The sequence below is a fragment of the Streptomyces halobius genome (genome assembly GCF_023277745.1).
Classification (GTDB): domain Bacteria; phylum Actinomycetota; class Actinomycetes; order Streptomycetales; family Streptomycetaceae; genus Streptomyces; species Streptomyces halobius.
On record NZ_CP086322.1, the window covers coordinates 5,570,925 to 5,592,255 of the forward strand.

Consider the following 21,331-nt stretch of genomic DNA (forward strand, 5'->3'; position numbering starts at 1 on the left):
GGTATTGCCGGGCAAACCGGTGGCCGGATACGGGTGATTCAAGGGAGATTGGCGGGTCGATTCCTGATTGGCTGCCGAGTCCCCGGGTACCTTCCACCTCGGCCGCGCCGTAGCCAAGCACGTGGGGGAGTTCCGGTACATGGCCGATGCGACACCGTCAGCACGTGCGACACCCTCGACTTCCTCGGCATCCTCAACGCCCTCGACGTCCTTGTCCGGCGCGTCGCCCGGCTTCGATGAGGTCTTCTGCGGGCTGCTGCCCCGGCTCTACCGGCGCGCGGTGATGCTGGCCGGGTCGAGACAGTCCGCGGAGGATGTGGTGCATGAGGCGTACCTCAAACTCGCGGCCCGTCCGAAGCGCTTTCTCGCGCACCCGGAGCCGTACGCCTACGCCTTCACCACGGTGCTGAACGTCGCCCGCGATGCCTACCGGAAGGACCGGCGGCAGGTGCTGGTCGATGCGGTGGAGGGTGTCGAGGAGGCCGGCCCCGGTGGGGTGAGCGGTGGCGTCGCGGCGGCGGTGGCCGCGGTGGCGCTTGGGGTGTGGTGGCTGGTGCGGCCCGGACCGGTGGAGGTGAGGCCGACCGGGCCGCCGCCGACGGTGCCGGTGAAGGTCTACAACAGCGAGTCTGCCTGCCGTACGGGCCGCACCTTGGAGTGCGCGCTGCGGCTGGCCAAGGATCCGCATACCAAGTACGCAGCCCGCGACAACTCCGCAGGCCGGGTCTGGCACGGCGAGGTGCTGGCCGCCCGGTGTGTGGTCACTGACGGGCAGTTGGTCCGTGACGAGCAGGGCGTCACCTCCACCCGCTGGTATCTGGTCAGCCGCGCGGACGGTGTGGCGGGCTGGCTGCCGGGGGTGCGGACCCGTAATACGCGGGAGGTGCCGGTTTGCCCCGACGGGGTAAATTGATGCGGATCGCAGTCCCTTGTGTCATGTGGGGTGCGCGTGTTGCCCGTTGGGGCGAGCGTGTTGCCCATGTGGGGAGTGCGTATCCGCGCGACGCCGTGTGAATCCGTGTGAATCCGCTTGAAACCGTGTAATCCGCTTGACGCATCCGCTGAAGCGGCCGTACGAGACGGGAAGTCGGCGATGAAGGTACCTGCCAGGGTCAGGGGTGCCGTCTGGGCGGGAGCCCTCGCGGCCGGACTGCTGGGGGCCGCGGGCGCGGTCACGGGCGGGCCCGACGGGACGAGACCGGTGGGGACGGGCGGCGCCGGGACGCCCCCGGCGGGGAGAAACCCGGTGGCGACGCCGCCCATGGGGAGGAGCGCGGTCGGTACGGGCGCTTTCCGGACCGGCGGCTTCCGGACCGGCTCCTTCGGGGGCGGCGTGTTCGGGCCGGGCGCTTTCGGGTCGGGGGCTGCCGGTACGGGCGCTGCCGGTACGAGGAGTGCCGGGACGGGATGTCCCGACCGTCCCATGCCGACCGGGAGTTACCGTCCCCGGTAGGACGGGCTGCGTCGCTGCACGAAGGAGGCGATGCCTTCCTGTGCGTCCACGGTCGTCATATTGATCTCCTGGGCGGCGGCCTCGGCGGCGAAGCACGCCGTCCGGTCGGTATCAAGCGAGGCGTTGACCAGCTGTTTCGTGAGGGCCAGCGTACGAGTGGGACCGGCCGCCAGCCGTTCGGCCCACTCCCGGGCCGTCTTCGTCAACTCGCCGTCCGGGACGACCCGGTTGACCAGCCCGAGCCGCTCGGCCTCGGCGGCCGGTACGGCGTCACCGAAGAACATCAGCTCCTTGGCGCGCTGTGGGCCGATCAGCCGTGGCAGGAGGTAGGCGCCGCCGCCGTCCGGGACCAGTCCCCGGTGTACGAACACCTCGATGAACCGGGCCGATTCGGCGGCCAGCACCAGATCGCAGGCGAACGCGAGATGCGCTCCGAGTCCGGCGGCGGCGCCGTTGACGGCGGCGATCACCGGTTTCTCGCAGTCCAGCACTGCGGTGATCAGGCGCTGGGCGCCGCGCCGGATCAGCCGGGCCACATCACCGGCGAGCCGGTCGCTCGTCGGGCCCGACGCGTCCGATACGTCCGACGGGTTCGCCGAGTCCGTCGAGTTCGTCGCGCCGTTCGAGTTCGACGAGTCCGTCGAGTTGGTCGGGCCTGCGGACGGTGATCCGCGCAGATCGGCGCCGGCGCAGAAGCCCTTGCCGGTCGCGGTGATCACCACGGCTCGTACGTCCGGGGCGGCGGAAGCGTCCGCGAGCTGCTCAATCATGCGTTCGCGCAGGTCAGGGGTGATCGCGTGGAGCGCTTCCGGCCGGTTGAGGGTGAGCCACGAGACGCCGTTGTCAGTGGCATGGAGTACCAATGAATCGACGGGATCGACGGGGTCGGTGGCCACTGCGGTTCCGGTGGCTCCGGCAGTGTTGGCGGCTTCGGCGGCCTTGGCCGAAGGTGCCGGGTTGCCCGGGACGTTGGGGGAAACGGGGGAGGACGTCATGGGGGAGCGGCTCCAGAAGGTGTGGTCGGGGCGCGTGCGAGGAGCGGCGGGCTGGTTACGGCAGTTGCTGGCGGGCCGATTGCGGCGCGTACGGTCGGCATCGTGTGTACGGTCGGCACCGTGTGTACGGTCGGCGTCGTGGGGACGGTCGGCACCGTCCGTACGACCTGTACCGTCTGCGCGGCCCGCACCGTCCGTAGGACCCGCACCTCCGGCACCGCCCGCATGGTCAATGGCAGACGGCGAGCGCGTCCAGGGCCACGGCGCCCTGCCCGCGCGGCAGGATCACGAGTGGGTTGATGTCCAACTCGGCCAGGTCACTGCCCAGTTCGAGAGCCATCCGCTGTACCCGCAGGACGACTTCGATGAGCGCGTCGGTATCCGCGGGCGGCGCGCCGCGTACGCCCTCCAGGAGGGCACGACCGCGCAGTTCGCCGAGCATCGCGCGCGCCTGGTCCTCTCCGAAGGGTGGCACACCCACCGCGACGTCCCGCAGGACCTCCACGAGCACCCCGCCGAGCCCGACCGTCATTGTCGGCCCGAAGAGACTGTCGTGGGTGACGCCGACGACCATCTCCACACCCCGCTCGATCATCTGGCAGACCAGTACGCCGTCCAGCGGAACGTCCTCGTAGCGGGCGATGTCGATGAGTTCGCGGTAGGTGTCCCGGACCTGACTGGCGGAGGTCAGACCGACCTTGACCAGGCCGAGTTCGGTCTTGTGGGCCAGCTGCGGCCCGGATGCCTTCATGACCACCGGGTACCCCACCAGGCTCGCCGCCCGTACGGCCGCCGCGGCGCTGGTCACCAGCTGTTCGCGCGGTACGCGGATGCCGTAGGCGCGCAGCAGCTGCTTCGCCGCGTGCTCGCTGAGCTCTTGTCCCGGGCGCATCAGGCCCTGTGCCTTGCGTGCGGAGGGGGACAGCACGCGCGGGGCGTCGTCGAAGGGGGAGCGGTAGCCGGCGGCGAAGCGATGGTGATCGAGGTAGGCGCGGACGGCGGTGATGCAGTTGGCGAAGGTGCGGAAGGTGGCCACGCGCGAGGAGCCGAGGAGGGTGGTGCGGTAGGCGTCCTCGGTGCCGAGCGGCGACCCCCACACCACACACACCAGCTTGTCCGTCTGCTCCGCCGCGTCCACCAGATCCTGTGCGAGCTTGTCGCTCATGGGCGGAAACGGCCCGGTGATCGGGCAGACCAGCACCCCTACGGACGGGTCGGCCAGGATCGCATCGATGATCTTCCGGCCGCGCCAGTCGCCGACGGGATGCCCGCCGTTGTCGATCGGGTTGGCGACATTGAGGTAGTCCGGTATCCACTGGTGCAGTTCGGACTGCTTGGCCTGAGTGAGGGTGGGCAGCCGCAGGCCCGCCGCGGTCGCGAGGTCGGCGAAGTGGGCGCCGGTGCCACCGGAGATCGAGTAGACGGCGACGCCCTCGGCGGTGGGCTGCCCGGCGCGGGCCAGCAGCGCCGCGGTGTCCTGGAGCTCGTCGAGCCCGTTCACCCGGATCACGCCGAACTGTCGCATCGCCGCGTCCACGACTTCGTCCGCGCCGGTGAGCTTGCCGGTGTGCGAGCGGGCCGTCCGGGCGCCGGTCTCGGTGCGGCCGACCTTGACGGCGACGACGGGCACCTTGTGACGGGCGGCGCGATCGGCGGCGAGCAGAAAGCTGCGGCCGTCCTTGAGCCCCTCCACATACGCGGCGATGGCGCCGACCTCGGGGCGGGAGGCGAAGTAGGAGAGGAAGTCGGCGGTCTCCAAGTCGGCCTCGTTGCCGGTGGGTGCCCAGTGGGAGAGGCGGATGCCGAGTTCCTGGAGGGCGAAGAGGGGACGGCCCTGATGGCCGGACTGGGTGATCAGCGCGATGGCCGGGCCGTTCAGGTCGTCGCGGAACGTCTCGAAGGCGTTGAGGTTGGTGTTCGGGCCGAGCAGCCGGAGACCGGAGCGTTCGACGGCGTCGGCCAGCCGGGCCTGGGCGGTCGCCCCCTCCTCGCCGGTCTCGGCGAAGCCGGAGGCGAAGGCGACCGCGAACTTCGCCTTCGTCTCGGCGAGTTGCTCGATGACGGGGACGGGGTCGCCGACCAGCAGAACGGCGAGGTCGACGGGCTCCGGCAGATCGGCGACGGCGGTGTGGCAGGGCAGGCCGAAGACCCGCTCGCGCCCCGGGTTGACGGGATGGAGCCGGGCGCCGACGCGTTCCGCCCAGGTGATCAGCTGGCGGGTGATGCCGGTGTTGGGGCGGCCTTCGCTGTCCGAGGCGCCGATCACGGCCACGGATTCGGGCCGGAAGAAGCGGTCCAGATCAGGCACCGGAGCGTGCAGCGGACGGCCGCTGACGTCCCGGTCCCCGATACCGCCGCGTGGCTCGCTCAGGCCGTGGACGGCGTGTGGTGGCTGCTCCCCACAGGCCACGACGCGGGCCGGACGGGAGTGAGTGGTGAGGGTGCCATGAGTCGATCCAAGCATCGCAGACGCCCGCTCCTGTGTGACGGCTCTCGCTACATGACGTCTAGTCAGGTTACTGAACTGACGCCCCGTCAGGAATGGGGTGGCACGGTAAAGCTTCGGAGGGGTGGCGGTGCCGGGACCCGCCTCCTTGGGCCCCTTGTGTGCCCGCGCCTCGCCCGCTGGACTGGAGCGGTCTCGGAGGCTGACGCACCGTCAGTTAACGGCCTCCGTCGTGGCGGGCAGCGGGAGGGTGTGCGGAATGCGTGGAATGCAGATGATCGGGCTCGGTCGGGCCGGAAGTGCGGCGCGCTTCGATCTGCCGGAGGTGGATGCGTTCACCCGGCCGTACTGGGACGCGGCGGCCGAGGGGCGGTTGCTGCTGCGTCGTTGTCGGGCCGAGGGGTGTGGCGCGGCCCATCACTATCCGCGGGAGTTCTGCCCGTACTGCTGGAGCGAGGATGTCGAGTGGGAGCGGGCCTGCGGCCGCGCCGCCCTTTACACCTGGTCCGTCGTGCACCGTAATGACCTCCCGCCCTTCGGCGGCCGGGTGCCGTACATCGCGGCCGTGGTGGACCTCACCGAGGGCCCGCGGATGATGACCGAGATCACCGACTGCCCGGAGGTCGACCTGCGGATCGATATGCCGCTCAGGGTGCACTTCCGCACTCAAGGCGGGGCGGCGGACGGAGGGTTTGCGGACGGAGGTGTCGCAGTCCCCGTCTTCCGACCCGCGTAATTCGGGTGGCAGGCGGTATCCGCGCGCGGCATGCTGTGGTGGTGCTGATCCGAGAAGCGACCGCGGCCGACTGGCCCGCCATCTGGCCGTTCTTCCACGCCATCGTCGCGGCCGGCGAGACCTACACCTACCCGCGTGATATGGACGAGCCCGCGGCCCGTGAGTCGTGGCTGCTCCAGCCGCCCGGCCGTACGGTCGTCGCGGTGGACGACTCCGGGACAATGCTCGGCTCGGCCAAGATGAACCCCAACCACATGGGCGGCGCCTCGCATATCGCCAGCGCCAGTTTCATGGTCGACCCGCAGCACGGCGGACGCGGTGCCGGGCGGGCGCTGGGCGAGCATGTGCTGGCCTGGGCCCGCGCGGAGGGCTACCGGGCGATGCAGTTCAACGCCGTGGTCGAGACCAACACCGTTGCCGTCGAGCTCTGGAAGTCCCTCGGCTTCCAGATCATGACGACCCTCCCCGAGGGATTCCAGCACCCCACCAAGGGCTATGTCGGGCTGCACATCATGTATCAACAGCTCTGACATCCTCTGCCTCTTGGGAGGGGCGGCATCCATGTCCCGCCTTACGGCCAGAGCAGTTCCTGTTCCCAACCACCATCCACACAACGGTAGTTGAGGCGTACATGACGCCGCTGCGCATCGCCCTGGAAGAACTCGACCTCCTCGGCGCGCAGCACGTACAGCGTCCAGCTCGGAACGGAAGCGTCCGGCTCGCGCCGGGCTCGCTCCCACGCGGCCTCCGACGCCCGCGCCAGCTCCTCGGTGGAGCCCAGGACCTCGCTCTGCCGCCCGACCAGCGCCGCCGCCAGCGCGCCCGTGGAGCGGCGGTGCAGGTCGGCGGCGCTCTCTTCGGGTCCGGCCGCGGTGACCGTCCCACGGACACGGACCTGGCGGCCGACCGCCGGCCAGTAGAAGCCGAGCGCAGCCCGCGGCCGGGCTGCCAGCTCCCGGCCCTTGCGGCTGCCGCGGTGCGAGGCGAAGTGCCAGCCGCACTCGTCCGCGTCGTGCAGTATCACGGTCCGTACGGACGGGTCGCCGGCCGCGTCCGCCGTGGCCAGCATCATCGTGTGCGGCTCGGGGACACCGGCCTCGGCGGCCTCCCGCAACCACTGCCGGAACAGCGGCAGCGGCTCGTCCGGGGCCTTCGCCGGATCGAACGACGGCAGCTCGCTCTCCCAGACCCGCAGCCCGCGCAGCAGCTCCCGGAACGCGCGGGCGTCGTCGCCGGAGGGCTGGCTGCTGGAGGGCTGGCCGCCGGGGTGGTGTGGGGTGGGGGGCGCGGTGTGGTCGGCGGGAGCGGTGGGGGGCTCGTCCGGGGCGTCGTCGTGGCGGGCCTGGTGCGCGGGAAGATCGGTCATGTCAGGCAGCGTACGGCGGGGCCGAGGGGGCCGACGGGGCAGACAGGGCCGACGGAGGGCGGGGGCGGCAGGCTCGGTAGGTCGGCGCGGCGACAGCCGGGTTGGTGCGGCGGCTGAGGGTGGCATGGGGACCGGTGCTGCGGCGATGGCTGGGGCTCATGTGGTGCTCCGGGTAGCGGTGATGGAGGGGGCCGCGGCGAGGGGCGGGGCCGGCGCGACGGTCGGGGGTGCCGTCGGCACCGGATAGACCTTGAGCGCGATCGCGTTCGCGGCGCGCTGCACACCCTCGGCGATCTTCTTCGCGACCAGGTTCTTCCACGGCATATACGGCAGGATCCGCATCATCAGATGCCGGAACCGGATCGCCGGCCACGAACCCGCGGTCATCTCCTTGGCGAACTTCTCCGTCAGCCGGTGATTCACGGTGACATAGCCGCGCATCTCCTCCTCGTAACGGCCGAAGGCCCTCGCCGTATCACCGCCGGCCGCCGCGAGTTCCCCGGCCAGCACGTACGCGCCGACCAGCGCCATCCCCGTACCCTGCCCCGAAGCCGGCGAGGGGCAGTGCGCGGCATCGCCGAGCAGCACCACCCGCCCGCTCGACCAGCGGTCCATCTCGATCAGGTTCAGTCCGTCGAAGTAGAAATCGGGCGCTTCGCGGGCTGCTTCGAGCATCCGTGGGATCTCGCTCCAGCATCCGGTCGGGGGCGTCCCCGTGTCGTGGCCCATGAACGCGGCTCCTAGCAGGGAGAGTTGCTGCATGGCGTCCCGGTGGTCGTACGTCAGGCGCGGTGCACGAAAAGTCATCAAGCCCTTGGCCGCCGGGGCTCCGGCAGAGTGGTAGACGCAGACCAGTTTGCCCGGCAGTGCGTGATACAACTCCTCGCGGTCCAGGTCGAGATCGTTCGGCAGGGAGAACGCCGAGATATACCCGCCGAGGTGGCGTACGAACCGCTCCTCGGGGCCGAAGGCCAGTCGCCGGACGGTCGAATGCACGCCGTCCGCGCCGACGACTATGTCGAAGCGACGTGGGGAACTCCGTTCGAAGGTGACCTCGACGCTGTCGAGCTTGGAAGACGCGGTCGGGCTGCTGGTCGTGGTAGGGCCGGCGGTCGTGGCAGAGCTGGCGGTCGGGGTCGGGCTGATGGACGTGACCGAGTCGCCGAAGACGTACTCGACGTCGCCCCGGGTGCGCTCGGAGTGGATGCGGGCCAGTTCGCCGCGCATGATCTCGTCGTCGCGGCCGGTCCGGGCGCCGAGGATTTCGGCGGGGAGCGTGGCGATCCGCGTGCCGTCGCCGTTCACGTACGCGCCGGTCCGCATGTCCGTACTGGCGCGGTGAATGTCCTGCAGTATCCCCATCCGCTCGGCGACCTCGATCGCCGCGCCGCGGATGTCGACCTTGTAGCCGCCGGTCCGCAGCTCGGGCGCGCGCTCGACGACGGTTACCGCGAAGCCGTAGCGGTGCAGCCAGTGGGCGAGCGCGGGGCCGGCGATCCCGGCGCCGGAAATCAGCACGGTGCGGGGTGTGGGGGGGGTGCAGAGGGTGCGCGAATGCGAGCCGGTTGCGGGCATGGGGATTCCCTTCGGGCCGTGGAGCTCCTGGATTGATGTGCGCCGCCGACGACTATGCAAGCGTCATAAACGCATGTCTATGACGCTTGTATAGGAGGAAGGGCCGGGGGATGGGCGTTGGTGCGCAGTACGGCGAAGCCGGTCGCCGCGACGAGTGCGGCCGTCGCGACGTGGATGCCGTAGGCCGCTGTCGCCGAGCCGCTATGGCTGAGGATCACGATCGCGTCGCCGAGCGGGGTGAGGGGGAACGCGAGCATCACGTGCCCAGTGCCCGGCGCTGTCCGGTGGCCAGGGGGCAGGCCGATGAAGCCGGGCATGGCAGGCTCCTCGGCTCGACTGGCTCGACTGGCTCGACTGGCTCGACTGGCTCGGAAGGCTCGGAGGGCTCGGAGGACTCGCGTACTCGGGCAATAACTCCGGCGACAACTCGGGCGACTTGGCCCAGGAGTGGCGGAAGATTACTAAAAGTTCTAGCAAAGCTAGATGACAAAGCGACGCTAGCGTTGCCTCCGCTCGATTGCCTAGCAGAGCTAGAATTGGGTATGGCCGTCCAACAGCGTCGGGAGCGCCAGCGGGCGCAGCGGCATCAGTTGATCGTCAAGGCGGCGCGTGAGCTCGCCGAGACGGAGGGGTGGGGTGCGGTCACCACCCGCCGCCTCGCCGAGCGGATCGAGTACAGTCAGCCGGTCCTCTACAGTCACTTCGCGAGCAAGGGCGCGATCGTCAACGCCGTGGCGCTGGAGGGCTTCGCCGAACTGGCCGTCGCGGCCCGCGCCGCGCGCAAGGCAGCCGCGGCCGGCGGCCACACCGAGGCGCTGCTCGCCGTGGCCCGTGCGTACGCCGAGTTCGCCAGTGCCAACCCGGCTCTCTACGACGCGATGTTCACGCTCGCCACCGACCTGGACTTCGGGAGCGTTGAATCCCCCGAGCCGCTCAAGGCCGCCTTCGACGAACTCCTCGCGGTCTTCGGCCCGTTGGCCGGACCGGACGGCGACCCCGAGGCATTCACCGAGGTCGGCTGGAGTGCGCTGCACGGCCTGGTCACACTCGACCGCGCCGGCCGGCTCAGGGAGGGCCGCCAGGAGCAGCGGATCACCCTGCTCGTCAGCCGCCTCGCCGCCGCGACCCCGCCGGGCACTTAGTGCTCTGACCGGCAGGGTCTACCGGGTCGGGGTGGTCCGGCCAGGCGGCTGACCGGCAAGATCGACGGATGCCTTATCTCGGAATGGTGACTGTGGTCGTGCGTGACTACGACGAGGCCATCGCTTTCTATGTGGACGTCCCGGGTTTCGATCTACTGGAGGACACCCGTGTCGATGAGGACAAACGCTGGGTTGTCGTCGCTCCCCCGGGGCGAGGGAAACGGCGGTGCTCCTGGCCCGGGCCGTGACCGGTGGGCAGGAGGCTCGTATCGGCGACCAGACGGGCGGCCCTGTCGGCTGGTTCTTGAACACCGAGGCGTTCGAGCGTGACTACGAGCTCTTGCGGGCAGCCGGGGTCGTATCGGATCGATCTGAGTGCTCCCCAGGTGCGGTCGATGCCCTTGCGCCTGCGGACAACGCCCCCGGAGAATTCCCCGCCCCAGGGACTCGCCACCCAGGGGGAACCCCCATCCAGAATCCCCACCCAGGAGACCCCCAGGGGAATCCCCTACCCCCTCCCCAGCACCACCGTCCCCGACGAACAAAACCAGCCACCCGTGCCGGAGGCGACGGCCAGTTGCGGGAGGCGGCCGTCGGGCCGGTGGACCTGGCGGCCGGGACCAGCCTCGCCGCGAAGCTGGCGTACGGCCTCGACCAGCAGAAACAGGCCCCGCATGCCCGGGTGGCAGGCGGCCAGGCCACCGCCGTCGGTGTTCACCGGCAGCTCGCCGTCCCGCAGCAGTCGCCCCTTCTCGACGAACGCGCCGCCCTCGCCCTTCGCGCAGAATCCCAGGTCCTCCAGCGTCACCAGCGTCATATAGGTGAAGGCGTCATAGAGCTCGGCGAGGTCGATCTCCGACGGGCGGATCCCGGCGCGTTCGAAGGCGAGACGGCCGGAGACCGCGGCCGGTGAGACGGTGAAGTCGTCCCACTCCGACATGGTGGTGTGCGAGGCAGCGGTGCCCGTGCCGAGCATCCAGACGGGCGGTTTGACGAGGTCAGGTACGTAGTCCTGGGCGACGAGCAGGGCCGCGCAGCCGCCGTCGGAACGGATGCAGCAGTGCAGCTTGGTGAAGGGGTCGGCGATCATCGGGCCGGAGAGGACATCGTCGACGGTGATCGGATCGCGGTACATGGCGTCCGGGTTGGTCGCTGCGTTCGCCCGCGCCTGGACGGCTATCTGGGCCAACTGCTCCAGTGTGGTGCCGTATTGGTGCATATGCCGACGCGCGGCCATGGCGTATTTGGCTATCAGGGTATGCCCGTAGGGGGCTTCGAACTGCAGCGGTCCACGGGCGCCGAAGGAGAGGTTCGAGGTGCGGCGCTGCGCCTTGATGTCGGCACGGGCAGTGGATCCGTAGACGAGAAGGACGGCATTGGCATGGCCCGCCGCGATCGCGTCGGCGGCGTGCGCGGCCATCACCTCCCAGGTGGCGCCACCGACCGAGGTGGAATCGGTCCAGGTCGGACGCAGGCCCAGGTATTCGGCGACCTCGACGGGGGCGAGCGTGCCGAGGCCGGCTGAGGCGAAGCCGTCGATCACCGAACGGTCCAGCCCGGAGTCGGCGAGCGCCCGGCGGGCAGCCTGGGCGTGCAGGTCATAGGGGGTGGCCTCGTCCACCCGGCCGCAGTCGGACAGGGCGACTCCGGCGATGGCGACCTGGCGATTCCGGGGATGCCGCGGGGTTCGGAGAGTCCGGGTGGTTCGCGGATTCTGCGGATTCCGGGGGAGGCTCCCTGACGACATGGACATAAACCTGACGGTACATCAGTTCACCTTGGGCGGGCAGGGGGTGATCCATCCCTGCCCCTGGGAAAGTCACCCCTCCGTATCTACTATGACGGCCCGTCAGTTCTCCGCTTCGATCTGCTGGTGCCCATCGGGACGAGATGGGTGTTGACGTACGGCCGGGAGGAGCCCGCCGATGGATGCCGCGTTCACCGAGGAGCAGCACGAGATCCGCCGCACGCTGCGCGAACTGCTCCACAAACGCTGCGGACCGGACGACGTCAAGGCGGCGGTGCGCACCCCGCCGGGTCATGACGAGGCGCTGTGGCGGCAGCTCGCCCAGCAGCTCGGGTTGCCGGGCCTGGCGCTGCCCGCCGCGTACGGAGGGGTCGGCTGCGGGCCCACCGAGCTCGCCCTGGCCTGCGAGGAGGCCGGCCGCGCGCTGCTGCCCTCGCCGCTGATCGCCTCCGCCGCGCTCGCCGCGCCGCTCATCCTGGCGCTCGGCAGCGAGCGGCAGCGCGCCGAGCTGCTGCCGGCCATCGCCGCGGGAAAACTCACCGGAACGCTCGCCGTACCGGGCGGGCAGCTGGCCACCGCTCTGGCGCTGACCGGGCCGAATGACGGCGACTGGGCGGGCGGCGGCCGGTCGGGCGGGATCCAGGCGCGTCCGCACGACGGAAGGTGGCGGCTTTACGGGGAGGCCGGGCAGGTCCTGGACGGGCACACCGCCGGGGTACTGCTGGTGGCTGCGCATACCGGCGGGTTCGCCCGCAGTCGCACGTTGCTCTTCGTCGTACGGGGGGAGGAGGGGCGCGATGGGCGCCTGTGTACGCACGTCGGCGTAGGGGGTGGCCCACGGGACGGAGGAGGCGGAGTGCGGGGCAGGTCAGGGGGCAGCACGATGCCTGACGCGAGGCCCAACGCTAAGCCCGACACGAGGCCGAGCATGAAGCCCGACACGAGGCCGAGCATGAAGCCCGACACGAGACCGGACACGGAGCCCGACACGGGGCCGGACACGGAGCCCGACACGGGGCCGGACATGGAGCCCGACACCCCCGGTCTCCTCCGTACCCGGCAGACCGTGATGGACGAGACCCGGCCGCAGGCGCGCATCGAACTGCGCAATGTGCCAGCCGAGTTGCTCGGCTACGCGGACGGCGCAGGCACCGGCAGCGGTGACGTGGACCGTGGCGAGGGGGCCGTGGCGGCCGCGCTCGCCGCGATCGGGGTCACGGCGGCCGCGGCACTGGCCGCGGAGGCGGTCGGCGCGGCTGATGCGGCGCTGGCCCGGACCGTCGAATACGTCCGGGTGCGTGAGCAGTTCGGCCGCCCGATCGGCTCCTTTCAGGCGGTGCAGCACCGGCTCGCCGACCTGTATGTGGCGGTGCAGGCGGCCCGCTCGGCGGCGTACTACGCGGCCTGGTCGGCGGGCGGTGGTGGGGCCGGGCCGCGGCGCGGGGCCGAGCCGGGCGTCGCCGCGCTTGCGCTCGCGCAGGCGCTGGAGACGCAGCGCGCGGTAGCGGCCGAGGCGGTGCAGCTGCATGGTGGTATCGGCTTCACCTGGGAGCACGAAGCGCATCTCTATTTCAAGCGCGCGGCCTGCGACGAACTGCTGCTGGGCCCCGTGCACCGGCTGCGGGCGCGAGCCGCGGAGGAAGCCGGACTGTTCGATGTCGGGACGAGAGAGGCGGCCGGTGCCTGATGCCAACTGGTGAGCGGTGGGTGCAGAAGATCTCCTCGACCCGTACGTTCGCACGGATCGCACCGCATTTCATCCCTTCCTTGGACCGCGCCGTACATCGGCTGACCCGGGGAAGGGTGCTGCTCAGCGCTCGGATGCTGCCCGGTCTGATCCTTACGGCGACCGGTGCGAAGAGCGGCCGGCCGCGGCGTACGCCCCTGGCGTGCATACCGGAGGGTGACGGCAGCTGGTTGCTGGTCGGCAGCAATTTCGGCCGGCCGGGGCATCCGTCCTGGACCGGCAACCTGCTCAAGCACCCAGAGGCGGAGGTCAGTTGGCGGGGCCAGGACATTCCCGTACGGGCCCGGCTGCTCACCGGCGCGGAACGGGAGCGGGCATGGCGGGCGGCCCTGGAGTTCTGGCCGCCGTATGCCGCGTATCAGGCGCGGGTGGAGCGGGAGATCCGGCTGTTCCGTCTGGTGCGGCGGATGCCGTAGCGGCACGGCGCACGGTTGGCGCCGGCGTCTGTGCCCGCCGCGGACATTCGGCCCGTGTGCGTGGGCCGAGCATGCACATCGGGTGCGCGGGCTGAGGTGTGGGTGGGCCGAGCATGCACATCGGGTGCCGTTCGACCTCCTAGGGGCCGGACGGCACCCGCTGTGTGTGCAGCTGTGCAGTTATGGCAGGACGGATACAGGACGGATCGCGAACTGTCCCGGAAGCACCGGTGGTTCGGGGCGCGGCGCGCACGAACGCGGCGTCCCTGACGGCGGTTCGGCGGCACTGGTTCACCGCTCGCGCCGCTACTTCGTCGGCTTTTTGCCGGTGACGCCGAGGTGCACCAGCAGCGCCAGATTCGGCTTGAGCTCGGCCTGTTTGACGCCCCAGCTCTGGAAGCCCTTCTGGTGCCCGGCGACGGCCGCCAGCATCGCGACGATCGAGCCGGCCATGGCGGCCGCGTTCACGTCCTTGTCGACCTTGTTCCTGCTCTGGAGGTCCTGGATGCTTTCTGTAAGGGAGTTGGTGACCGCGTTGAGGATCTTCATGCGGATCTTGTAGAACCGCTTGTCGCCCTCGGCGGCGCCCAGATCGACGACGCGCAGAATCGCGTCGTTCTTGCGCCAGAAGGAGAGAAAGCCGTCGACGAGCTCCTCTGCCGCCTGCCAGCCGGACTTGCCCACCCAGGAGCGTCCGGCCACGAGATCGGTCAGATTTGCGCCTTCTTTGGCCATCTCCTCGGCGATTTCGAGGACGGCGCCCTCCACGTCCGGGAAGTACTGATAGAACGTGGCGGGTGAAGTCCCCGCTTTTCGGGCCACATCGATGACTTTTACGTCCCGGTAAGGGGACGAACTGAGCATTTCGCTGAGGCAGTCGAGCAGCTTCTGCCGCGTCGCCTGTCCGCGGCGGCCGGCAACTCTGCCGTCGACGGTTCGCACTTGTCCTGTCATGCCGTCAGCTTACCGAGGGGTGATCGGAGCGCGATTTGGCTGCCTGCAAATGGGGATGCGGGAGTTAGGGGGGCGCGGTCCCGGATATCGCCCGGGTAGCGGCCTCGCGTCCGGCTCCGGATTCGTGAGGCGCCGTTTGCTCCGATCCAGTGAATGGTCTTATCAACAGGCTGTGGACAACTTTGGTGGATAAGCGCGCGGCGGACAGTGTCCCCCTGCCGGTACCCGTCCGGCCCTTGCCCGGCCCATGCCCGGCCCCTGTCGGTGCGCCCAGCCGGGCCGCGGGCGGCGCCCGCCTGGCACCGGTCCGGGATGTGCGCACGCCGCCGTCGGTGTCGTCGGCCCACCGCCCGGTGTCATCGGCGAAGCGAAACGGAACCCCGGCGGTCCGTTCGTGGTCTTCACCGACAAGGAGATCGACATTGCCGGCGCCACGCGTGGTGTACGTACACCGAAATCGCCCTCTGCACCGCAGAATTGGGGCGAGCGTACGAGTGCGGACGCCGGTGCGCGCAGGCGCGGGGCGAGGGCCGACAACGGGGGATGGGATGACCGGTAGGGGCAGGGGATGGACGCATGACGGCCTGGCGGTGGTTGCGCCGTGCGGCGGCGTGCGGTTAGCGATGCGGGGCGGTAGGAGGGGGCCCCGGGAGATGACGCGCCCTGTACCGGTATCGTCCGCGGCCGGCTCCGCCATACGGAGCGTCCGGTGCGTCCGTCACGAGAGGCGCGTGCTGTCGTCCGATCACGTCCGGTGCGTCCGCTACCTGCGACGCGTGCTGTCGACGGGCCGCATCCGGTGCCGCGGCCACGTAACACGCGTGCTGTCGTCGGGCCACCGCATCCGGTGCGTCCGCCATCCGGGACGCGTCCCGCTGATCCACCGCGTCCGATACCGGCGATACCGTGTGCCCGCCAACGATCCGCAACTGGTCGGTAACCCCGCGTCGACGGTCCGTCAGACGGCGCATCGGAGCACGTCAGACGGGGGTGCATTACGCCAGGTAACGGCATCTGTGCGTACCGCGCGGCGTGATCCGTGACACGACGGGCAGGCCCCGGGTTCGCAACCGTCGGCCCGGCCAGGAACAATCAGCACGCGTACGGCCGTTTCGACAGTCCTCGCCGCAGGCGGGGGGACGCTGCACGGGGCAGTGGCTCTCGGCGGCTCGTGGCTATTGAGAGTCTCTTTTTCGCCCCACGGGGAGGTGGCAGGCAAGTGGTGGAGCAGCTGACGCAGCTGACGCAGCACGATCCCCGGCGGATCGGCCCGTTCGAGGTGCTCGGCCGTCTCGGGGCCGGCGGCATGGGACTGGTCTATCTGGCGCGCTCGGCGTCCGGTCGGCGGGTGGCCATCAAGACGGTGCGTACGGAGCTCGCCGAGGACCAGCTGTTCCGGGTCCGTTTCACCCGCGAGGTCGAGGCGGCGCGCGCGGTCAGCGGTTTCTACACCGCCGCGGTGGTGGACGCCGATCCGCGGGCGGCGGTGCCGTGGCTCGCGACGGCCTATGTGCCCGCGCCCTCCCTTGAGGAAATAGTCAATGAGTGCGGGCCGCTGCCGGCCCAGGCCGTGCGGTGGCTGGCGGCCGGGATCGCCGAGGCGCTGCAGTCCATCCACGGCGCGGGCCTGGTCCACCGCGACCTCAAGCCGTCGAACGTCCTGGTCGTCGAGGACGGCCCCCGGGTCATCGACTTCGGTATCGCCTCCGGGGTGTCCAACACCCGGCTGACCATGACCAATGTGGCGGTGGGCACGCCGGCCTATATGTCGCCCGAGCAGGCCCGCGACTCACGCAGTGTGACCGGCGCCAGCGATGTCTTCTCGCTCGGCTCGACGCTGGTCTTCGCCGCCACCGGGCATGCGCCCTTCCACGGTGCCAACCCCGTCGAGACGGTCTTCATGCTGCTGCGCGAGGGCCCGGATCTGTCGGGGCTGCCGGACGAACTGCGCCCCCTGATGGAGTCCTGTATGCAGATGGAGGCGGCCCACCGGCCGTCCCCCGCCGATCTGCAGTCCCAGCTCGCCCCGCATCTCTTCGGCTCCGGCAGCGATGACAGCGGTACGGCGTCGGCCTGGCTGCCGCCCGGTGCGGTGGCGCTGATCGAGGGCCGGCGCGGCGGCCGGGCCTCCGTCCCGAAGAGCGCCCAGCGCGGCGGCTCCGGCCGCAGCGCCGGCCGTGCGGCGCGGGCCGAGCCGGCGGCCCCGCCCGCGCCCCCGCAGCCGGCACAGCAGCCCCTCCAGTCGGCGCAGCAGCCTCCGCAGCCGGAGAGCGCACCCGTGGGTGCCGCCGAGCCCGCCCGGGCCGGTTGGCCGGGCCAGGTCGGTGCAGGCCCCGGTGCGCACCGCGGCGGCGATCCCCGGGGCGCGAACCCGGGACCGATGCCGCAGGCGGTGTCGCTCGGCCCGGACGCGAGCACCGCTCGGGTGGCCCCGGTCTCCGCTTCCCCGCCCGCCGCTTCGCCGTCCCCGGCCGCCGCGCTGGCCTCCGCGCCGCCGTCGGCGCCCGTGGAGGGCCCCGGCGGCCCCGTGCGGCTGGCCGGTTCGCCCGCCCCGATAGGGCCCGGCCCGCGCGCCGCGGACGCTCCGCCGCGCGGACAGGCGGGTGCCGCGACGAACTGGGTACGGCCGCCCGGAGGCGGCGCCGCGGCCGGTGTGCCGCACCAGGGCGGCCCCGCCAACGGCGCCCCGGGGGGCGACGGCCCCTCGCGGCCCGACGCGCCGCCCGAGGCGCCCGCCGCCGAGCCGGGCCGCTGGCGCCCCTGGCGGTTCCGGATGTCGAACGATGTGTGGGGCACCCCCGCCGTCGCCGGCGATCTGCTCTACGTCACCTCCTTCGAGGTGCACGCCCTCGACGTGGCCAGCGGGCGGCGCAGGTTCAAGACCCGCGACGTCGCCTGGGCGATGGCCGTCGCGGACGGGCGGATCCATGCCTCGGACGGCCCGAGCCTGTACGCCCTGGACGCGGTGGACGGCACCGAGCGCTGGCGGCTGAACACCGAGGGCTGGGTCTACGCCCTGACGGTCGATCGCGGCACCGTCGTCACCAGCACGCGCGGCGGTGGCGTCCAGGCGTGGGAGGCCGCCAACGGCGAGCTGCTGTGGCACATCGATCATGTCCAGACCGACTTCGAGACGGCCGAGGCCGGTCCCGTGGTGCACGACGGCACGGTGTTCGTCTGGGACGACGCACGGCTGAAGGCGCTGGAGGCGCGGACCGGCGCCGAGCGCTGGTCGTACCCGGTGGGCGACACGGCGTCCTGCGGCGGAGTGCCGATGCGGCTGCTCCCGGCGCCGGACGGCGTGGTCTATGTCGTGGCCGGCACCCGGGTGATGGCGATCGACATGGCGCGCGGCGATGTGCGCTGGCACTTCGAGGCGCCCGCGCTGTTCCTCAGCCCGCCGGCGTTCGCCCCCGGCCCGGCCGTCACCGGCGGCGGGGTCTATCTGGCGGACCACCTCGGCACGGTCTACGCGCTGGACGCGGCGGACGGCCGCGACCGCTGGCGGATCGCCACCGAGGCGCGGCAGTCCACCGAGCCGGTGCTGGTCACGCATGGCGCGGTCCATCTGGGCAGCGGCAAGGCGCTCTACACGCTGGACGCGGTGACCGGCACACCGCGCTGGCGGTTCCAGGCCGGTGCCGAGGTCGTGGGGGCACCCGTCGTCGCGGAGGGCCGGGTGCACTTCGGCTCCGCCGACCACTGCCTCTACACACTGGACGCGACGGGCGGGCAACTGCGCTGGAAGCTGGCGACCGGTGGCGAGATCACCGGGTCGCCGGTGGTGGTCGGCGGTGTGGTCTACGCGTGCAGCAAGGACCGCTGTGTGTACGCGCTGGACGCGGCGAAGGGCACGGGGCAGGTGCGGCGGTCGTAGGGGCGCCGGCCGTAGAACAGGTGAGGCTCTTGGCTGCCGTGAGGACCGGGGCTACTCCTGGTCGTCCCGGGGGCGCTGGGGCGGTGGCGGCTGCTCCCACTCCGGGGGCACCGGGTGGTCCGGGTCGAACGGTTCGGGCCGGGCCGGCCGGGGATGCTCGGGTGCCGCGTGGTCGTCGTCCTCCCTGTAGTGCCTGTACCCGTCGTCGTACACCCGGCTGTCGCGGCGATGGCGCGCGAGGTGGCCCCGTCCCGACATGATCAAGGCGCCGAACACCAGCAGCGCCCCGCCGCCCAGCGCGCTCGCGGCGCCCACCCCCAGACCTCGGTCGCCGGCGGTGAGCTCGCCCGCCTCCTGCCCCTGGCGGACCATCCACAAGACGGTGAAGCCGAGCACCACCAGGCCCGCGAGGGAGACCAGCAGCCGCGAGCGCAGCGCGACACCGATCAGGGCCACCAGGGCGGCGAAGGCCATGGGGAGGAAGAGGGAGCCGAAGAGCATGGCCTTGTTGTCGGTGATGGTGCCGAAGAGGTCCTCGATCCGGACATCACGCCCGTGGCGGCCGTCGTACCAGGGACGGAAGGGGCTCCAGACGGCGGCCGCCGCGCCCACGAGGGCGATCAGGGATCCGATCACGTTGCGCACCACAGGAGTCGCCTCGCTTCGAGTCGTCTGCCGTCCTCCTGTTCGACGCTACGCCTGACCGCCGACCCTCGCCAGACAAGAGCTCTGTGCCGGACAACAGCCCCGTAAACGGGGCTTCTCGCCCTGTGTATCCGGGGGCTGCACGGGTTGTCACCCCCGCTTGCTAGGGTGCCGTGCACGCGTCAATGGCGTGGCAGAGGCACTTCCACGGGGGATGGGCAGACGAATGAAGCAGCGCACGCGCACCGGCAGCGACACCCGCATCAAGACCCGTAAGGGCACCCGGGCGATCCTTGCAGCCGGGGCGGTGGTGGTCCTGGCCACCACGCTCAGCGGATGTCTGCTGCCCAGCACCAAGCCCCCGGTGGCGCCGCCGAGCCCCAGGAACACCTACGGCCTGGACGATCCGACGGGCTACCCGTCGGACACGTACTCGCCGTCGCCGTCGCCGACCCGGGAGACCTTCAACCCGGACGGCCGGGCGGACGTCCGCGGCAGCAGCTGCGACTTCTCCAACTCGCTGCGTCAGTTCACGTACACGGTCCGGGTCACCAACCCGTCCTTGTCCGAGAGCTACTCCTACGACATCGCCGTCAACTGGATGAAGGCCAAGCCGGCCGACGGCAAGGCGTACGGGCTGCATGAGCGCTCCATCGTGGTCCGCCCCGGCGACACCGAGACCTACACCGCCAAGTACACCGTGAACCAGTCCTCCATCGGGCGGTTCTGGTACACCTGCCGGATCACTCGGGCGCACAAGACCCGTTACTGACACACAAGACCGGCTACTGACAACTCCAGACCAGTCAATGGCGCACAAGACCCGTTGTTGACGCTCACGATCCGTTACTGGGCGGGCGACCGCCCGGCGTCCCGGCGCTGGTCCTGGCTTCGGTCCTGGCTTCGGTCCTGGCACGGGTCCGGGGGTCCCGTCACTGGTCCTGGCTCCCGTCCCGCTGCCGCTTCCGGGCGGCGAACAGCTCCGCCTGGCGCTCCGGTGGCAGATTGCCCAGCGCGATCAGCTGCGGGGCGTGCGCCAGCGCCTGCGTCCTGGCCGCCTCTTTGGTAGCCCAGAGAGCCCGTACGGTGCCCTGGACCGCCTCCGTGGGCTGCGCGGCGAGCACGGCCGCGCAGCGCAGCGCCGCCTCGGCCGCGGCACCGGGAGCGGTCAGCTCGGAGACCAGACCGATCTCGTGCGCGCGCCGTGCCCCCAGCCGCTCCGCCGTCCCCATGAGGGACATCCTGGCGACCTCCCCCAAGGGCATCCGCTGCGCCATGTAGATGGCCTCATATGCGCTGACCATCCCGTAGGTGGTGTGCGGGTCGAAGAACGTGGAGTTCTCGGAGGCGACGATGAACTCGGCCTCGCCCAGGAGGTAGAAGGCGCCGCCGCAGGCCATGCCGTCCACGGCGGCCACGACCGGTTTCCAGAGGTCGTTGGCCTTCGGGCCGATGCGGATCATCGGGTCGTCGAGGGAGTAGGGGGAGGCGGGCTGCGGGACGTCCACGGAGCGGTCGATGCCGGTGCAGAAGGCCCGGCCGCCGGCGCCGGTGACCACCGCGGCCCGTACGGCGTCGTCGAAGCGGAAATCGCGCCAGACGGCGGCGAGTTCGGCGGCGGTGCCGAGGTCGACGGCGTTGTGCCGCTCGGGCCGGTCGAGGGTGACCAGCGCGACCCCGTCCTGGATATCCGTACGGATCGTCACGGCCGCTCCAGGAGCCAGCGGGGAACGGTGACGCCCCCGGGCATGGTGTGGAACGTGACCTTCACCGGGGCGCCGATCCGCAGCCGTGCCGGGTCGACGGAGCGGAGAGGCGCGTCGGCGGAGGCGACGAGGTTGCCGACAAGGCGTATCCGCGGGGCCTCCGCCAGCTCCACGACGACCGCGTTGTACGGCGCCTGGGCGGCGTACGCGGGCAGCAGCGGCGGGTGCGGCACGACGTAGGACCAGATGCGGCCGCGGCCGCTCATCCGCTGCCAGCGGCTGTCGAAGGACTGGCAGTGCGGGCAGCAGGGCCGCGGCGGGAAGCGGGGCTCGTCGCAGCGGGAGCAGGTCTGGACGCGGAGTTCGCCCTGCGCCGCATAGGCCCAGAACGGCGCGCCGTCCTCGTCGGGGACGGGAACCAGCAGCTCGGCGCCGGTCTCGGGCCGATTGTCAGTGGCGGGTGCCACGATCGTAGCCATGGACTCACGAGAGCTTTCCCGCACGGACTCAGAATCACGATCGCTCA

19 protein-coding genes are annotated in these 21,331 nt (G+C 71.1%); 9 read left to right on the top strand and 10 right to left on the bottom strand.

The window, feature by feature from the left end:
* The first annotated feature begins 211 nt into the window (after positions 1–211).
* Complete coding sequence (locus K9S39_RS25365; RefSeq protein ID WP_248865615.1) at positions 212–913, top strand: RNA polymerase sigma factor; 702 nt, start codon at positions 212–214, stop codon at positions 911–913.
* A 524-nt stretch (positions 914–1,437) separates the two neighbouring features.
* On the opposite strand, the gene K9S39_RS25370 is transcribed toward K9S39_RS25365, so the two are convergent.
* Together K9S39_RS25370 and K9S39_RS25375 are read right to left on the bottom strand one after the other, a co-directional pair.
* Positions 1,438–2,448, bottom strand: coding sequence for an enoyl-CoA hydratase/isomerase family protein (locus K9S39_RS25370; RefSeq protein ID WP_248865616.1), 1,011 nt, complete (start codon positions 2,446–2,448; stop codon positions 1,438–1,440).
* A gap of 229 nt (positions 2,449–2,677) precedes the next feature.
* Entirely contained in the window at positions 2,678–4,912 is a 2,235-nt protein-coding gene (locus K9S39_RS25375; protein ID WP_248865617.1) for an acetate--CoA ligase family protein, read from the bottom strand.
* Between the two features lie 241 nt (positions 4,913–5,153).
* On the opposite strand from K9S39_RS25375, the gene K9S39_RS25380 reads away from it, so the two are divergent.
* Together K9S39_RS25380 and K9S39_RS25385 are read left to right on the top strand one after the other, a co-directional pair.
* A complete protein-coding gene (locus tag K9S39_RS25380; protein WP_248865618.1) occupies positions 5,154–5,630 on the top strand; it encodes a Zn-ribbon domain-containing OB-fold protein in 477 nt (158 codons plus the stop codon).
* A gap of 41 nt (positions 5,631–5,671) precedes the next feature.
* Positions 5,672–6,160, top strand: coding sequence for a GNAT family N-acetyltransferase (locus K9S39_RS25385; RefSeq protein ID WP_248865619.1), 489 nt, complete (start codon positions 5,672–5,674; stop codon positions 6,158–6,160).
* A 41-nt stretch (positions 6,161–6,201) separates the two neighbouring features.
* Here K9S39_RS25385 and K9S39_RS25390 read toward each other — a convergent pair whose 3' ends face one another.
* The 3 genes from K9S39_RS25390 to K9S39_RS25400 form a co-directional block, all read right to left on the bottom strand.
* On the bottom strand, positions 6,202–6,996 hold the full coding sequence (locus tag K9S39_RS25390; protein ID WP_248865620.1) for a pyridoxine/pyridoxamine 5'-phosphate oxidase: 795 nt from the start codon (positions 6,994–6,996) through the stop codon (positions 6,202–6,204).
* Between the two features lie 156 nt (positions 6,997–7,152).
* Entirely contained in the window at positions 7,153–8,514 is a 1,362-nt protein-coding gene (locus K9S39_RS25395) for an FAD-dependent monooxygenase (RefSeq protein WP_248865621.1), read from the bottom strand.
* 134 nt (positions 8,515–8,648) lie between these two features.
* Complete coding sequence (locus K9S39_RS25400; RefSeq protein ID WP_248865622.1) at positions 8,649–8,888, bottom strand: DUF4267 domain-containing protein; 240 nt, start codon at positions 8,886–8,888, stop codon at positions 8,649–8,651.
* A gap of 225 nt (positions 8,889–9,113) precedes the next feature.
* Here K9S39_RS25400 and K9S39_RS25405 point away from each other — a divergent pair, with 225 nt between their 5' ends.
* On the top strand, positions 9,114–9,713 hold the full coding sequence (locus tag K9S39_RS25405; RefSeq protein ID WP_248865623.1) for a TetR/AcrR family transcriptional regulator: 600 nt from the start codon (positions 9,114–9,116) through the stop codon (positions 9,711–9,713).
* 68 nt (positions 9,714–9,781) lie between these two features.
* On the top strand, positions 9,782–9,961 hold the full coding sequence (locus K9S39_RS25410) for a VOC family protein (RefSeq protein WP_248865624.1): 180 nt from the start codon (positions 9,782–9,784) through the stop codon (positions 9,959–9,961).
* A gap of 260 nt (positions 9,962–10,221) precedes the next feature.
* On the opposite strand, the gene K9S39_RS25415 is transcribed toward K9S39_RS25410, so the two are convergent.
* Positions 10,222–11,460 carry a thiolase C-terminal domain-containing protein gene (locus K9S39_RS25415; RefSeq protein WP_248868959.1) on the bottom strand — a complete coding sequence of 413 codons (1,239 nt, stop codon included), beginning with the start codon at positions 11,458–11,460 and terminating at the stop codon, positions 10,222–10,224.
* A gap of 178 nt (positions 11,461–11,638) precedes the next feature.
* Here K9S39_RS25415 and K9S39_RS25420 point away from each other — a divergent pair, with 178 nt between their 5' ends.
* On the top strand, positions 11,639–13,147 hold the full coding sequence (locus K9S39_RS25420) for an acyl-CoA dehydrogenase family protein (protein WP_248865625.1): 1,509 nt from the start codon (positions 11,639–11,641) through the stop codon (positions 13,145–13,147).
* Positions 13,147–13,623, top strand: a complete 477-nt coding sequence (locus K9S39_RS25425; RefSeq protein WP_248865626.1) for a nitroreductase family deazaflavin-dependent oxidoreductase — start codon at positions 13,147–13,149, stop codon at positions 13,621–13,623. Before K9S39_RS25420 ends, K9S39_RS25425 begins: the two co-directional genes overlap by 1 nt.
* 306 nt (positions 13,624–13,929) lie before the next feature.
* On the opposite strand, the gene K9S39_RS25430 is transcribed toward K9S39_RS25425, so the two are convergent.
* A complete protein-coding gene (locus K9S39_RS25430; protein WP_248865627.1) occupies positions 13,930–14,577 on the bottom strand; it encodes a TetR family transcriptional regulator in 648 nt (215 codons plus the stop codon).
* Positions 14,578–15,808: 1,231 nt separating this feature from the next.
* Here K9S39_RS25430 and K9S39_RS25435 point away from each other — a divergent pair.
* A complete protein-coding gene (locus tag K9S39_RS25435; protein WP_248868960.1) occupies positions 15,809–18,454 on the top strand; it encodes an outer membrane protein assembly factor BamB family protein in 2,646 nt (881 codons plus the stop codon).
* Between the two features lie 51 nt (positions 18,455–18,505).
* On the opposite strand, the gene K9S39_RS25440 is transcribed toward K9S39_RS25435, so the two are convergent.
* Positions 18,506–19,090: a hypothetical protein gene (locus K9S39_RS25440; protein WP_406708013.1), complete on the bottom strand. Its 585-nt coding sequence runs from the start codon at positions 19,088–19,090 to the stop codon at positions 18,506–18,508.
* A 235-nt stretch (positions 19,091–19,325) separates the two neighbouring features.
* On the opposite strand from K9S39_RS25440, the gene K9S39_RS25445 reads away from it, so the two are divergent.
* Entirely contained in the window at positions 19,326–19,871 is a 546-nt protein-coding gene (locus tag K9S39_RS25445; RefSeq protein WP_248865629.1) for a hypothetical protein, read from the top strand.
* Between the two features lie 160 nt (positions 19,872–20,031).
* Here the strand turns inward: K9S39_RS25445 and K9S39_RS25450 are convergent, their stop codons facing one another.
* On the bottom strand, positions 20,032–20,805 hold the full coding sequence (locus K9S39_RS25450; protein WP_248865630.1) for an enoyl-CoA hydratase/isomerase family protein: 774 nt from the start codon (positions 20,803–20,805) through the stop codon (positions 20,032–20,034).
* Positions 20,802–21,284 carry a Zn-ribbon domain-containing OB-fold protein gene (locus tag K9S39_RS25455; RefSeq protein WP_248865631.1) on the bottom strand — a complete coding sequence of 161 codons (483 nt, stop codon included), beginning with the start codon at positions 21,282–21,284 and terminating at the stop codon, positions 20,802–20,804. Before K9S39_RS25455 ends, K9S39_RS25450 begins: the two co-directional genes overlap by 4 nt.
* Positions 21,285–21,331: the final 47 nt, after the last annotated feature.

Excerpts from the sequence above, each read along its gene's own strand:
- K9S39_RS25370 (WP_248865616.1), bottom strand. The coding sequence starts at position 2,448 with ATGACGTCCTCCCCCGTTTCCCCCAACGTCCCGGGCAACCCGGCACCT.
- K9S39_RS25375 (WP_248865617.1), bottom strand. The coding sequence starts at position 4,912 with ATGCTTGGATCGACTCATGGCACCCTCACCACTCACTCCCGTCCGGCC.
- K9S39_RS25380 (WP_248865618.1), top strand. The coding sequence starts at position 5,154 with ATGCGTGGAATGCAGATGATCGGGCTCGGTCGGGCCGGAAGTGCGGCG.
- K9S39_RS25390 (WP_248865620.1), bottom strand. The coding sequence starts at position 6,996 with ATGACCGATCTTCCCGCGCACCAGGCCCGCCACGACGACGCCCCGGAC.
- K9S39_RS25400 (WP_248865622.1), bottom strand. The coding sequence starts at position 8,888 with ATGCCCGGCTTCATCGGCCTGCCCCCTGGCCACCGGACAGCGCCGGGC.
- K9S39_RS25405 (WP_248865623.1), top strand. The coding sequence starts at position 9,114 with ATGGCCGTCCAACAGCGTCGGGAGCGCCAGCGGGCGCAGCGGCATCAG.
- K9S39_RS25410 (WP_248865624.1), top strand. The coding sequence starts at position 9,782 with ATGCCTTATCTCGGAATGGTGACTGTGGTCGTGCGTGACTACGACGAG.
- K9S39_RS25415 (WP_248868959.1), bottom strand. The coding sequence starts at position 11,460 with ATGTCGTCAGGGAGCCTCCCCCGGAATCCGCAGAATCCGCGAACCACC.
- K9S39_RS25420 (WP_248865625.1), top strand. The coding sequence starts at position 11,639 with ATGGATGCCGCGTTCACCGAGGAGCAGCACGAGATCCGCCGCACGCTG.
- K9S39_RS25425 (WP_248865626.1), top strand. The coding sequence starts at position 13,147 with ATGCCAACTGGTGAGCGGTGGGTGCAGAAGATCTCCTCGACCCGTACG.
- K9S39_RS25430 (WP_248865627.1), bottom strand. The coding sequence starts at position 14,577 with ATGACAGGACAAGTGCGAACCGTCGACGGCAGAGTTGCCGGCCGCCGC.
- K9S39_RS25445 (WP_248865629.1), top strand. The coding sequence starts at position 19,326 with ATGAAGCAGCGCACGCGCACCGGCAGCGACACCCGCATCAAGACCCGT.
- K9S39_RS25455 (WP_248865631.1), bottom strand. The coding sequence starts at position 21,284 with ATGGCTACGATCGTGGCACCCGCCACTGACAATCGGCCCGAGACCGGC.